This window comes from Streptomyces sp. NPDC057950, assembly GCF_042887295.1.
Lineage (GTDB): Bacteria > Actinomycetota > Actinomycetes > Streptomycetales > Streptomycetaceae > Streptomyces > Streptomyces kaempferi.
On the sequence record NZ_JBHVPP010000019.1, the window covers coordinates 57,234 to 70,282 of the forward strand.

The 13,049-nt window shown below is 74.6% G+C and carries 8 protein-coding genes and 1 pseudogene; 6 read left to right on the forward strand and 3 right to left on the reverse strand.

Annotated features, from left to right (window positions below):
• The first annotated feature begins 95 nt into the window (after positions 1-95).
• Both ACFVTC_RS28600 and ACFVTC_RS28605 read left to right on the forward strand, forming a co-directional pair.
• Positions 96-2,717: a helicase-associated domain-containing protein gene (locus ACFVTC_RS28600; RefSeq protein WP_390131385.1), complete on the forward strand. Its 2,622-nt coding sequence runs from the start codon at positions 96-98 to the stop codon at positions 2,715-2,717.
• A gap of 57 nt (positions 2,718-2,774) precedes the next feature.
• Positions 2,775-4,418, forward strand: coding sequence for a DNA repair helicase XPB (locus ACFVTC_RS28605; RefSeq protein WP_266699937.1), 1,644 nt, complete (start codon positions 2,775-2,777; stop codon positions 4,416-4,418).
• Between the two features lie 956 nt (positions 4,419-5,374).
• Here ACFVTC_RS28605 and ACFVTC_RS28610 read toward each other — a convergent pair.
• Positions 5,375-6,220: pseudogene (locus ACFVTC_RS28610) on the reverse strand (glycosyltransferase 87 family protein); the annotation flags it as partial.
• A gap of 167 nt (positions 6,221-6,387) precedes the next feature.
• Positions 6,388-6,582: a hypothetical protein gene (locus ACFVTC_RS28615; RefSeq protein ID WP_390131386.1), complete on the reverse strand. Its 195-nt coding sequence runs from the start codon at positions 6,580-6,582 to the stop codon at positions 6,388-6,390.
• A 344-nt stretch (positions 6,583-6,926) separates the two neighbouring features.
• Here ACFVTC_RS28615 and ACFVTC_RS28620 point away from each other — a divergent pair, with 344 nt between their 5' ends.
• Positions 6,927-9,011 carry a HelD family protein gene (locus ACFVTC_RS28620; protein WP_390131387.1) on the forward strand — a complete coding sequence of 695 codons (2,085 nt, stop codon included), beginning with the start codon at positions 6,927-6,929 and terminating at the stop codon, positions 9,009-9,011.
• A 102-nt stretch (positions 9,012-9,113) separates the two neighbouring features.
• Here the strand turns inward: ACFVTC_RS28620 and ACFVTC_RS28625 are convergent, their stop codons facing one another.
• Entirely contained in the window at positions 9,114-9,809 is a 696-nt protein-coding gene (locus ACFVTC_RS28625; protein ID WP_390131388.1) for a copper homeostasis protein CutC, read from the reverse strand.
• A 143-nt stretch (positions 9,810-9,952) separates the two neighbouring features.
• Here ACFVTC_RS28625 and ACFVTC_RS28630 point away from each other — a divergent pair, with 143 nt between their 5' ends.
• The 3 genes from ACFVTC_RS28630 to ACFVTC_RS28640 are packed head-to-tail and all read left to right on the forward strand — an operon-like array spanning position 9,953 to position 12,962.
• Positions 9,953-10,615, forward strand: a complete 663-nt coding sequence (locus ACFVTC_RS28630; protein WP_390131389.1) for a hypothetical protein — start codon at positions 9,953-9,955, stop codon at positions 10,613-10,615.
• 17 nt (positions 10,616-10,632) lie between these two features.
• Entirely contained in the window at positions 10,633-11,838 is a 1,206-nt protein-coding gene (locus ACFVTC_RS28635) for a Cmx/CmrA family chloramphenicol efflux MFS transporter (RefSeq protein WP_390131515.1), read from the forward strand.
• 20 nt (positions 11,839-11,858) lie between these two features.
• Complete coding sequence (locus ACFVTC_RS28640) at positions 11,859-12,962, forward strand: GNAT family N-acetyltransferase (protein WP_390131390.1); 1,104 nt, start codon at positions 11,859-11,861, stop codon at positions 12,960-12,962.
• Positions 12,963-13,049 lie beyond the last annotated feature (87 nt).

Here is a 13,049-nt window from a genome sequence, read left to right on the forward strand (position 1 = left end):
GGGCGCAGCCCCTCGGCGGGGTCCGGGGCCGAGCCCAGACGACGGGACGGGTCGGGTAGGGGCGGCGGGGGCGCGGAACCACTACCGTTGAGCGGATGAGGACAGAGGAGCAGCGCGACCCGGACCCCGCCCCGGCGGGCACCCCGCCGCGCTCACTGGCGGAAGCCCTCCGCACGAGGGACGACACCTCCCTGTCGACCCTCCTTCGCATCCGCCCGGATCTCATCACCCCCGTCCCCACCGACCTGACGCAGCTCGCCACCCGCGCCGCCACCCGCGCCTCGGTCGTCCGCGCCCTGGAGCGCCTGGACCGGTTCGCCCTGCAGACGGCGGAGGCCCTGGCGGTGGCGTCGGACCCGGCGACGTACGACGAACTGATGGGCCTGATGGCGGGGGACGACCGCGACCCGGCGGTCACGGCAGCGTTCCCGCACGCGCTCGCCACCCTGCGCGAACAGGCCCTCGTCTGGGGCACCGACGACCGCCTCCGGCTCGTGCGCACGGCACGCGAGCTGCTCGCCCCGGCCGCCCAGCACCCCTCCCCCACCGGCCTCGGCCCGACGGTCGCCGAGGCCACGGCGGGCATGTCCCCGGGCCGTATCCAGGAGATCGTGGCCGCCTGCGGTCTGCCGACCACCCACGACTCCGTCTCCGCGGTGGCCTCGCTGACCGCCCTGTTCACCGACCGCAAGCGGATGCCGGCGCTCCTCGACACCGCGCCCGCCGAGTCGCTGGAGGTGCTGTCACGGCTGGTGTGGGGGCCGCCGTACGGCCAGGTGACGGCCGATCCGGCGCGTCATCTGCGCTGGTTGATCGACCGCGCGCTGCTGCTGCCGACGGCGCCCGGCACGGTCGTGCTGCCCCGTGAAGTGGCCCTGCACCTGCGGGCGGGCCGCGCGCACCGGGAGACGGACCCGGTGGCACCGGCCCTCGAGCAGGCCAGGACGCACCGTCCGCAGATGGTGGACACGACCGCCGCCGGCCAGGCCTACACCGCGCTCGCCACCGTCGAGGAACTGCTCAAGGACTGGCACGAGGGCGGCCCGTCCGTGCTGCGCGCCGGCGGTCTGAGCGTGCGGGACCTGAAGCGGACGGCGGTCGCCCTGGACGTGGCGGAACCGGTGGCCGCGTTCTGGGTCGAGCTGGCCTACGCGGCCGGGCTGCTGGCCACGGACGGCGAGGCCGACGAACGGTACGCGGCGACGCCCGGTTACGACGAGTGGCTCGAGCTGCCCTCCGGTGAACGCTGGGCCCTCCTCGCCTCGGCGTGGCTGGCCGCGACCCGCACGGCGGGCCTGGTCGGCGGGCGGGACGCGAAGGACCGTACGTTGTCGGCGCTGGGGCCGGGTCTGGACCGCTCCGCGGCCCCCGAGGTCCGCCACCGTGTCCTCACCCTCCTCGCCGGTCTGCCGGAGGGCTCCTCCGCCGTCCCGGACTCCGTCATCGCCCGGCTCCACTGGGAGCGTCCCCCGCGCGGCCCCCGGACCGCCGCCGGCGACGACCTGCGGGGCCGGCTGGCCCGCTGGACCCTGTCCGAGGCGGAGCTGCTGGGGGTCACCGGCCGAGGCGCGCTGTCGGCGCAGGGGCGGGCCCTGCTGGGGTTGCCGCCGGCGCCGGCCCACGACACCGCGTCCGGGTCCGGGTCCGGGTCCGTGGGCGCGAGTGCCGGAAGAGGCGCCGGGGCAGGGGCCAGGCTTCCCGTGCACAGGCACCACCGCGCCGCCGCCGAGCCGGCCGCCCCTCTCCCGCGGACCCCGGCCGAACGGGCCGCCGCCTCCGCACAGGCCGCCCGGATCCTCGGGCCGCTGCTCCCCGAGCCCCTGGACCACGTCCTCCTCCAGGCCGACCTGACCGCTGTCGCCCCCGGCCCCCTGGAGCGCCCCCTGGCCGAATCCCTGGGTGTGCTCGCGGACGTCGAGTCGAAGGGCGGGGCGACGGTCTACCGTTTCACCCCGGGATCGGTACGGCGGGCCCTGGACGCGGGCCGTTCGGCCTCCGACCTGCACGCCTTCCTCACGGCGCACTCCCGCACCCCGGTCCCGCAGCCGCTCAGCTATCTGATCGACGACGTGGCCCGCAGGCACGGCCATCTGCGGATCGGGGCGGCGTCGGCGTACGTCCGCTGCGACGACGACGCCCTGCTGAACGAGATCCTCGCCGACAAGCGCTCCCAGGGGCTGCGGCTCAGGCGCCTCGCGCCCACCGTGCTCGCCGCGCAGGCCGACCCGGCCGCCCTCCTGGAGGGTCTGCGCTCCATGGGTTTCGCGCCGGCCGCCGAGTCCGCCGAGGGGGACGTGCTGATCACCCGCGCGCACGCCCACCGCACCCCGCCGCGTTCCGCCCCCGAGCCCGTCCCGGACGGCCCGCCGGTGCCCGACGCCACCCTCCTGGGCGCCGCGATTCGTGCCATCCGCGCGGGTGACCTGGCCTCCACGAGCCCGCGCAAGGGCGCTCGGGCCGATCTGCCGGGCACCGGTGAGCTGCCCCGCACCGGCTCCGCCGAGACCCTCGCCACCATGCAGGCCGCCGTCATGACCGGCGGGACCGTGTGGATCGGCTACGTCAACGCGGAGGGCGCCGCCAGCCAGCGCGTGATCGCCCCGATCCGCGTCGAGGGCGGCTTCGTGACGGCGTACGACCACACGGCCGACGAGGTCCGCACCTATCCGCTGCACCGCGTCACGGGGGTCGCGGAACTGGCGGACGACCAGCGGTGATCACCCGTTCGTAAGGCACACTTGAGGTTTGGCCGCACGGAAGGGATAGGTACGTACGTGAACGGTCCCCTCATCGTCCAGTCCGACAAGACCCTGCTCCTGGAGGTCGACCACGAGCAGGCAGACGCCTGTCGCCGGGTCATCGCGCCGTTCGCGGAGCTGGAGCGGGCGCCCGAGCACATCCACACCTACCGGGTGACGCCGCTCGGGCTGTGGAACGCGCGGGCCGCGGGGCACGACGCCGAACAGGTCGTCGACGCCCTCGTCGAGTTCAGCCGCTACCCGGTGCCGCACGCGCTGCTCGTCGACATCGCCGAGACGATGGACCGCTACGGCCGGCTCACGCTGAGCAAGCACCCGGCGCACGGGCTCGTCCTGACCAGCACCGACCGGCCCGTTCTCGAAGAGGTGCTGCGGTCGAAGCGGATCGCGCCGCTGGTCGGCGCCCGGATCGACCCCGACACCGTGGCCGTGCACCCCTCCGAGCGCGGGCAGATCAAGCAGACGCTGCTGAAGCTGGGCTGGCCGGCCGAGGACCTCGCCGGGTACGTGGACGGCGAGGCGCATCCCATCGAGCTGGCCGAGGACGGGTGGGCGCTGCGGCCGTACCAGAACCAGGCCGTGGAGAACTTCTGGCACGGCGGGTCCGGTGTCGTGGTGCTGCCCTGCGGCGCCGGCAAGACGCTCGTCGGCGCGGGGGCCATGGCACAGGCCAAGGCCACCACCCTCATCCTCGTCACCAACACCGTCTCCGCCCGGCAGTGGAAGCACGAGCTGGTGAAGCGCACCTCGCTGACCGAGGACGAGATCGGCGAGTACAGCGGGACGCGCAAGGAGATCCGCCCGGTCACCATCGCGACGTACCAGGTGCTGACGACGAAGCGGAAGGGCGTCTATCCACACCTCGAACTCTTCGACTCCCGCGACTGGGGTCTGATCGTCTACGACGAGGTGCACCTGCTTCCCGCGCCGGTCTTCAAGTTCACCGCCGATCTGCAGGCGCGGCGCCGGCTGGGTCTGACCGCCACCCTGGTCCGTGAGGACGGGCGCGAGTCGGACGTCTTCTCGCTCATCGGACCCAAGCGGTTCGACGCTCCGTGGAAGGAGATCGAGGCGCAGGGGTACATCGCGCCCGCGGACTGTGTGGAGGTGCGGGTCAATCTGACCGACTCCGAGCGGCTCGCGTACGCCACCGCGGAGGCCGAGGAGAAGTACCGCTTCTGCGCGACGACCGCGACCAAGCGGAAGGTGACGGAGGCGCTGGTACGGAAGTTCGCCGGGCAGCAGATCCTGGTGATCGGCCAGTACATCGACCAGCTCGACGAGCTGGGCGAGCATCTGGACGCGCCGGTCATCAAGGGCGAGACGAGCAACGCGCAGCGCGAGAAACTCTTCGACGCGTTCCGTGAGGGCGAGATCAGCGTGCTCGTGGTGTCGAAGGTCGCCAACTTCTCCATCGACCTGCCGGAGGCGACCGTCGCCATCCAGGTGTCGGGCACCTTCGGCTCGCGCCAGGAGGAGGCCCAGCGGCTGGGACGGGTGTTGCGTCCGAAGGCCGACGGCCACCAGGCCCACTTCTACTCGGTCGTCGCCCGCGACACCATCGACCAGGACTTCGCCGCCCACCGGCAGCGGTTCCTGGCGGAGCAGGGGTACGCCTACCGGATCCTGGACGCGGACGAGCTGCTGGCCGACAGCTGAGCCAGCACCAGCAGCCCCAGCAGCGGGTACGGCGAGGCCAGCGGCTGCTGCCACCAGGGGAGCCGGAGGTCCAGGTCGCCCTGGTGCGGGATCAGCCAGAGGGTGCGGGCCGTGAAGACCGCGGCGACGGCGGCGGCCGGACGCGGACCGTGTCCGGCGTACAGCACGGCGATCAGCGGCACGCACCACACCCAGTGGTGCGACCAGCTGACGGGTGAGACGAGCAGGGCCGTGAACGCGGTGCCGAGCACACCCCAGCGGTCGGGGTGCGGACCGGCGGCCGGGGCGTACCGCCCGGCGCGCGGGACCGCCCGCCCGGCGTACGCGAGGGCGCGGTCCGGGGCGTACGTGGTCTTCGACGCGTAGGTGGTCCGTGACGCGCAGGTGACCTCCGGCACGTGGGCGACCGCTGGTGCATACGTGGTCCTTGGCGCGGGCGTGGTCCTCCCCGGCGCGGGCTTTGTCCCCGGCCCGGGCGTGGTCCCTGGCGCGGGGGTGGTCCTTGGCGCGGGGGTGGTCCTCCCCGGCGCGGGCGTGGTCCTTGGCGCGGGGGTGGTCCTCGGCGCGGGGGTGGTCCCTGGCGCGGGGGTGGTCCTCGGCGCGGGGGTGGTCCCCGGCGCAGGGGTGGTCCCCGGCGCCGGGGTGGTCCTCCCCGGCGCGGGCTTTGTCCCTGGCGCGGGGGTGGTCCCCGGCGCGGACGTGGTCCCCGGCGCGGACGTAGTCCCCGGCGCGGGCGTGGTCCTGGAGGCGTGGGGGGCCTCTGAGTCGTGCGGGGCCGGGGTGGGCATGGAGGCGTGCGGGGTCTTCGCCGGGCACATGGCCTCCGGGTACGGAGCCTCGTCAGGGTGCCGAGCCCGAGCCGCGTACGGGATCTTCCCAACGGGCGGGCTCTCCGCCGCGGGCGGGCTCTCCGCCGCGGGCGGGCTCTCCGCCGCGGGCGGGCTCTCCGCCGCGGGCGGGCTCTTCGCCGCGGCGGCGAAGGCGACGGTGGTGGCGAAGGCGACGGTGGTGGCGACGGCGGCGGTGCGGGTGCAGGACAGCCAGAGGCCCGCACAGCCGACGACGGCGGTCGGCAGGGCCCAGGCCGGGCCCGGGGACGGCTCTCCCAGCGCGCGGGCGATCAGGCCCTGGAGCGACTGGTTGTCGACGATCCACGGCTTGCCGACGCGGCCGGTCTCGTAGAGCCGCCGGGTCCAGAAATCCACGCTCGCCGCGGGCAGCACGAGCGCGCCCAGCAGCACGGTCCCGGCGAAGGTGCCCGCGGCCGTGCCCGCCTCCCGCCGGCGGCCCGTGAACAGCAGGTACGCGATGAACGCGACGGGCGTCAGTTTCACCCCGGCCGCGATCCCGACCGCGACACCCTTGCCGGGGGCGCCGGGCGGCCGGGTCAGGTCCCACAGGACCAGACAGACGAGGGCGAGATTGACCTGGCCGAAAAGAACGCTCTGGAAGACGGGTTCGAGCCACAGGGCGAGCGCGGTGGCGGCACAGACCGCGGGGAGCCGGGCGGCCAGGCCCGCTAGACGGCAGGAGAGCCGTACGAGCACGGCCAGCAGGACCGCGTTCCCGAGGACGAAGGCCACTTTCAGCGCGGGCGGGGCGAGCCAGGCGGCCGGGACGAACAGCAGCGCCGCGAAGGGCGGGTACGTGGCGGGCAGCCGCCACTCGGTGACGGTGAACCCGTAGAGATCCGTGCCGTGCGCGACGGCCGCGCCCTCGGCCCGGTAGACGAGCGCGTCGGCCATGGGAGCGCGCTGGAGGACGCACAGCGCGGCGAAGGCGGCGAGGGAGACGGCGAGCAGGGCGGCCGCGACGGCAGTCGCGAACGGGCGGCCGACGGCGGCTCCGGTGGGTGAGCGAGTGATCACTTTCCGCTGAAGCACGGAGCGACCCTAGTGCCGTGGCACTTCGCTCCGGCGTACGGCTCACCGCGCCGGGCGGGGCGTACGACCGCGGCGGTGGCCGCGGCTCAGTGGTGCCGTACGCCCGCCTCCTCGCCGTACTCGCCGAGGACGACCACGTCGAGGGCCGCGCCCGCGAAGACCTTGACGGCGTGCAGGGCGTCGCCGAGGAGGTGGCGGTGGCGGCCCGCGGAGAAGGCGGTCGCGCCGCGGGTGGCGGGACCGTGCTGGGCTGGACCTGGGGTGAAAGTGGCTGCGCTCATGTATCCATCATGGGAGTCTCCGCCCCTTGTGGCGTCGGTCCATGGACCGAACCTCGGCTCTCCCTCGTACACCCGCGGGCCTCCGTGGGTCCGCCTCACGACGGACGGCGACCCCTAGGGATCCGGGGTCCGCGACCCTGACACCCGCGGACCCGCGCCCCCGCCGACGTGGAACCCGCGCCACCGCGGCGCCACGAAATCCGGTTGGCCCGTGCCCGCCCCCTGACCTAGAATCTCCGCTCTTGCCCGCCTCCCTCGACGGAGTGCCGCCGCCCGGACGGAAACCGGCCGGCCCCAGGAACATCCAGGATCCAGTCACGCCGCAGGTCTCCGGAGGCAGCCCCGTGTCCACCCCGCCCGCCGACCCCCACGCCGACCCCACCGACCGTGGCCCGGACGCCCCGGACGACCCCCTGCTGCGCGAGCGGACCCACCTCGGGGAGTCCCGTGCGGCGCTGCGCGCGATGCGCGAGGACGTGGAGAACCTCGACATCCGCGACGTCACCGCGAACTGGGTCAACGCCGCGGTGCTCCAGCGCCAGATGGACGAGCGGATCAAGGCCCTGGCCGATCTCAGCCACACCCCGCTGTTCTTCGGCCGCCTCGACTATCTCCACGCGCCCGGCGCCGACAAGGCGGAAGGCGCGGACGGCGAGCGCTTCTACATCGGGCGGCGGCATGTGCACGACGCCGAGGGCGACCCCATGGTCATCGACTGGCGTGCCCCGGTGTCGCAGCCGTTCTACCGGGCCTCGAAGAAGGACCCGATGGACGTCGGGCTGCGCCGCCGCTTCGGATACACCGGCGGCGACCTCACGGCGTACGAGGACGAGCACCTCTCCGACCCCTCCGAGACCGCGGCCACCAGCAAGCTGCTCCAGCAGGAGATCGAGCGGCCGCGCGTCGGCCCGATGCGCGACATCGTGGCGACCATCCAGCCCGAGCAGGACGAGATCGTCCGCAGCGGGCTGAGCGGAAGCGTGTGCGTCCAAGGGGGGCCGGGCACCGGGAAGACCGCCGTCGGCCTGCACCGCGTCGCCTACCTCCTCTACGCCCACCGGGAGCGGCTGGCCCGCACCGGCACCCTCGTCATCGGGCCGAACAAGTCGTTCCTGCACTACATCGAGCAGGTGCTGCCCGCCCTGGGCGAGCTGGAGGTCAAGCAGGCCACGGTCGACGACCTCGTCGCCCATGTGGAGGTGCGCGGGGCCGACACGTCCACCGCCGCCGTCATCAAGGGCGACGCGCGGATGGCCGAGGTGCTGCGGCGCGCGGTCCGCGCGCACGTGACCCCGCCGGGCGAGCCGGTCGTCGTGGTGCGCGGCTCCCGGCGCTGGCGGGTACCGGCGTACGAACTGGAGGAGATCGTGAGGGAGTTGCTGGACCGCGACATCCGGTACGGCGCCGCCCGCGAGGCCCTTCCGCAACGGATCGCGCACGCCGTGCTGGTGCAGATGGAGCGGGCCGGGGAGGCACCGGACGACCGGGTGCAGGACGCCGTCGCCCGTGACAGCGCGGTGAAGGCGGCGGTGAAGGCGATCTGGCCGCCCGTCGACCCGGCCCGGCTGGTCCTGCGGCTGCTCGCCGACGCGGACTTCCTCGCCGTGCACGCCGAGGGTGTCCTCGGCGCGGACGAGCAGAAGGAGATCCTCTGGGCGAAGCCGGCCCGGTCGGTGAAGGCCGCCAGGTGGTCCCCCGCGGACACGGTGCTGATCGACGAGGCGACCGACCTCGTCCAGCGCACGCACTCCCTCGGACACGTGGTGCTCGACGAGGCGCAGGACCTCTCCCCGATGCAGTACCGCGCCGTGGGCCGCCGCTGCACGACGGGGTCGGCGACCGTGCTGGGCGACCTCGCGCAGGGCACCACCCCCTGGGCCACCCGGAGCTGGGGCGAGGCGCTCGCCCACCTCGGCAAGGAGGAGGCCGTCGTCGAGGAGCTGACGGCGGGCTTCCGCGTCCCCACCGACGTCATCGCCTACGCCTCCCGGCTGCTGCCGCACATCGCGCCGGGGCTGACCCCGGTGGCGTCGGTCCGCGAGAACCCGGGCTTCTTCGAACTGCGCGCCACCGACACCGATCACGAAGTGGTCGACGCCTGCCAGGAGTTGCTGCGCCAGGAGGGCTCGGTCGGGCTCATCGCCGCCGACGCCCGCGTGCCGGTGCTCGCCGAGGCGCTGGCCGCCGCCGGTCTGACGTATCTCGGTCCGGGCGAGGAGACGACCCCGGACACCCGGCTGACGCTCGTCCCCGCCTCCCTGGCCAAGGGCCTGGAGTACGACTATGTGGTCCTGGACGAGCCGCGGGCCGTGGTCGACGGCGAACCGGACGAGCGGACGGGGCTGCGCCGTCTGTACGTGGCGCTGACCCGCGCGGTCTCGGGGCTGATCGTGACCCACGCAGCACCGCTGCCGCCCCAACTGGGTTAGCCCGCGGGCCTCGCAAACGGGAACGGCGGACTCGGGAACGGCGACGGCGAAGGCGAAGGCGCGGACCCCGGCGCGTCCGACGCCGGCCCGGAGAACCGGCCGCTACGCGTCCAGCGCCGCCCGCCACTGCCGTACCGCGTCCGCCGACACCGGCCCGGCCCAGCCGTCGGGCCGGGCCGCGCCACCGATGTGGAAGGCGTCGACGCCCGCGGCGCGCAGCCGGGGCACATGGTCGAGGCGCAGGCCGCCGCCGACCATCACGCGCGGCTCGTAGCCGGGCTCGCCGCCACGGGCGGTCTCGGCGAGGAGGGTGGGCAGCCCGTCGTCCACGCCGTTCGGTGAACCTGCCGTCAGATAGGCGTCCAGGCCCGGCAGTTCGGCGAGCTGCTTGCGCAGCGAGTCGCGGTCGGCGGCCCGGTCGATGGCGCGGTGGAAGGTCCAGGGACAGCCGTCGAGTTCGCCGACGATCCGCTCCACGGCGGACAGATCGGGCCCGCCGTGCTCGTCGAGGAACCCGAGGACGAACTCGCCGGCCCCCGCGGTCCGCATCTCGCCCGCCGCGCGGACGAGCGCGTCGACGTCCCCGGCCGCGAAGCCGTCGGCCAGCCTGAGCATCACGCGCAGCGAGATGTCCACGGCGGCACGGATCCCGGCAAAGGTCTCCACCGTCGGGGTGAGCCCGTCGGCGGCCATGTCGGTGACCAGCTCCAGCCGGTCCGCGCCTCCGTCCTGGGCGGCGACCGCGTCCTCCACGTCGAGGGCGATCACCTCCAGGACTGCACGCCTGCGCTCACTCATAGGACCTCTTCCCTCGGACGGCTACTACAGGTCTAGTCCAATCCCAAGCGTACGCCGGGAACAGCCACCGCCGCGAGAAGATCCCCCGAGGGCGCCCCGCCCGCACCCTGTGGTCCGCCGCCCCGGCGCGGGAGAATGCGCGCATGCCCGACCTCGACGCGCTGCGCGCCCGCTGGACCCATGCCCTGGAGGGGACCCGCCCGCCCGGCGGACCCGACCCGGCCCCGTACGCGGACAACCTCCTCGCCCGCTGGCGGGAGCCGCAGCGCCGGTACCACTCCGTCGCCCACCTCACCGCGGTCCTCGACCACGTCGATCTGCTGGAGGAGTACGCGGACGATCCGGACCTGGTGCGCCTGGCCGCCTGGTTCCACGACGCCGTCTACCATCCCGACCGCTCCGAGAACGAGGAGCGCTCCGCCCGCCTCGCCGAACGCGCCCTCGCCGAACTGGGCTGCGACGCGTCGCGCACACGGGAGGTCGCCCGCCTCGTCCGCCTCACCGTCACCCACGACCCCGCCCCCGACGACCGCGACGGCGCGGTCCTCTGCGACGCCGACCTCGCCGTCCTGGCCTCGCCGCCGGACGCCTACGCCGCCTACACCGCCGCCGTCCGCGAGGAGTACGCCTTCGTCCCGGACGCGGCCTTCCGCGCGGGCCGGGCGGCGGTGCTGCGCGAACTCCTGGACCTGCCGCGGCTGTTCCGGACGCCGTACGGTCGGCGCGAGTGGGAGGAGCGGGCCCGGCACAACGTCCGGGACGAGCTGGGCCGGCTGGCCCCGACCGCGCCCGGAGCCGGCGCATGACCGGCGCGCGCACCCGTATGCCCCTCGCCGTCCACATCCTGGCCCTCTCCGTCTTCGCCCTCGGAACCAGCGAGTTCATGCTCTCGGGGCTGCTGCCGCCGATAGCCGACGACATGGGCGTCACCATCCCGCGGGCGGGTCTGCTGATATCGGCGTTCGCCGTCGGGATGGTCGTCGGGGCGCCGCTGCTCGCCGTGGCCACCCTGCGGCTGCCCCGCCGCACCACCCTCGTCGCGCTCATCGCCGTCTTCGGTCTCGGGCAGATCGCCGGGGCGCTCGCTCCGACGTACACCGTGCTCTTCGCCTCCCGCGTGGCGAGCGCGCTGGCCTGCGCGGGCTTCTGGGCGGTGGGCGCGGCGGTGGCGATCGCGATGGTCCCGCAGACGGCGCGGGCCCGTGCCCTCTCGGTGATGATCGGCGGGCTCTCCATCGCGAACGTCCTCGGCGTGCCCGCCGGCGCGTTCCTCGGGGAGCACCTGGGATGGCGTTCCGCGTTCTGGGCCGTCGGCGCCGCCTCGGCGATCGCCCTGACCGGCGTCGTCACCCTGATCCCGCGCATCCCGCGGCCGGCCGAGAAACCGCGGCTGCGGCGGGAGGTGCTCATCTACCGCGATCCGCAGGTCTGGCTCGCCGTCACCGTCGTGATGCTCTCCGCGGGCGGAGTCTTCTGCGCGTTCAGCTATCTCGCGCCGCTGCTCACCGACGTCGCCGGGCTCGACGACGGCTGGGTGCCCGGCGTCCTGGCACTGTTCGGGGTCGGCGCGTTCATCGGTACGACGATCGGCGGCCGTATCGCCGACGCGCACCTGTTCGGGGTGCTCCTCACGGGTATCGCCGCCTCCGCCTCCGTCCTGGTCGCGCTCGCCCTGCTCGGGCAGTACGCGATCGCGGCCGTCGTCCTCTCCTTCCTGCTCGGTGTCTCCTGCTTCGGCACCGCCCCGGCGCTCAACGCCCGCCTGTTCAACCTCGCCGGTTCCGCCCCCACCCTGGCCGGCGCCACCGTCACGGCCGCCTTCAACCTCGGCAACGCCGGGGGCCCCTGGGTCGGCGGCGCGGTCATCGACGCGGGCCTCGGGTACGCGGGGACTGCCTGGGCGGGCGCAGCGATGACGGTGGCCGGGATGGCCGTGGCGGCGGTCTCGCTGCGCCTGCACCGGCGCGGCGGGCCCTCCCGCCTGGTGGCGGCCGGGAACACGAACAATCCAGTACGCACACAGGCCTGAGCGCACTTATCCTCACCCGCATGCGAGGCATGGGTGGGGACCAGGTGCGGGAAGCCGTCGCCGGGGCCGTGGCACTGCTGCGGACGGTGACCGGACGGGACTGGGACGCGGTCCGGGCGGGCCGTCTGGAGTGGAGCTGCCGCAGGACGGCCGAGCACATCGCGTCCGACCTCATCGCGTACGCGGGCCAGTTGGCGGGCCGCGCGACCGGGGCCTACCTGCCCTTCGAGATCGTCATGGACGACGGCACCGACGCGGCGGGCGTCGTCGACGTGATCGAGGCGACCGGCGCCCTGCTGGCCGCCGCCGTCCGTACGGCACCGCGCGAGCTGCGCGCCTTCCACCCGTACCCGTTCCGCAGCGCCGGCCGCGAGGGCTTCGCCGCGATGGGCGTCACCGAGGTGCTGGTGCACACCCACGACATCGCGCGGGGACTGGGGGTCGCCTACGAGCCCCCGGCCGAACTGTGCGAGGACGTCCTCACCCGGATCTTCCCGCAGGTGCGGCCCGGCCACGCCCCCTGGCCCACCCTGCTGTGGGCGACCGGCCGCGGCGAACTGCCGGACCGCGCCCCGCTCACCGAGTGGCGCTGGAACAACAACCTGGTGATCGAGGCCGAGCGGCTCACCCTTCAGGGCGTCACGCCCGCGGCCGCCGCCGATCTGCTCGCGGGCGGCGCGGGCGGTTTCCGGTGGATCGAGGGCGGCCCCTTCGAGGGCACCCGGGACGCCGCCGGAATGATCGTGAAGGGGTACGAGGCGGGCGTGCACCGCCCGGAGTGGGGCATGTTCGTGCTCGTACGGACCGCGGACGGCCTGGCCGTCGGCGGCATGGGCTTCCACGGAGCACCCGACGAGGAGGGCCGCGCCGAGGTCGGCTACGACCTCGCGGAGAACGCCCGCGGCCACGGCTACGCGACCGAGGCGCTCGGTGCCCTCGCCGCCCGGTACCTCGCCCGCGACGACGCCAAGGTCCTCTTCGCGGTCATAGACCGGGACAACGCCGCCTCCCAACGGGTCGTCGCACGCGCCGGTTTCAGCCGGGTGAGCCAGGACGCCGACCAGTACGCGTACGAACTGACGGGCCCGGACCCGGCCCTGCGGGTCTACGCCCGCGAGGACTGACCCGCGCCCGCGGGCGCGGCCCGCCCCCGCCCCCCGTCGCCCCCGTCGCCCGCGCTCTTCCGGCGGCCGGCCCCGGCCGCCGGCCCG

Bases quoted from the DNA above. Each gene is read 5' to 3' on its own strand.
- ACFVTC_RS28600 (WP_390131385.1), top strand. From the start codon at position 96: ATGAGGACAGAGGAGCAGCGCGACCCGGACCCCGCCCCGGCGGGCACC.
- ACFVTC_RS28615 (WP_390131386.1), bottom strand. From the start codon at position 6,582: ATGAGCGCAGCCACTTTCACCCCAGGTCCAGCCCAGCACGGTCCCGCC.
- ACFVTC_RS28625 (WP_390131388.1), bottom strand. From the start codon at position 9,809: ATGAGTGAGCGCAGGCGTGCAGTCCTGGAGGTGATCGCCCTCGACGTG.
- ACFVTC_RS28630 (WP_390131389.1), top strand. From the start codon at position 9,953: ATGCCCGACCTCGACGCGCTGCGCGCCCGCTGGACCCATGCCCTGGAG.
- ACFVTC_RS28635 (WP_390131515.1), top strand. From the start codon at position 10,633: ATGCCCCTCGCCGTCCACATCCTGGCCCTCTCCGTCTTCGCCCTCGGA.
- ACFVTC_RS28640 (WP_390131390.1), top strand. From the start codon at position 11,859: ATGCGAGGCATGGGTGGGGACCAGGTGCGGGAAGCCGTCGCCGGGGCC.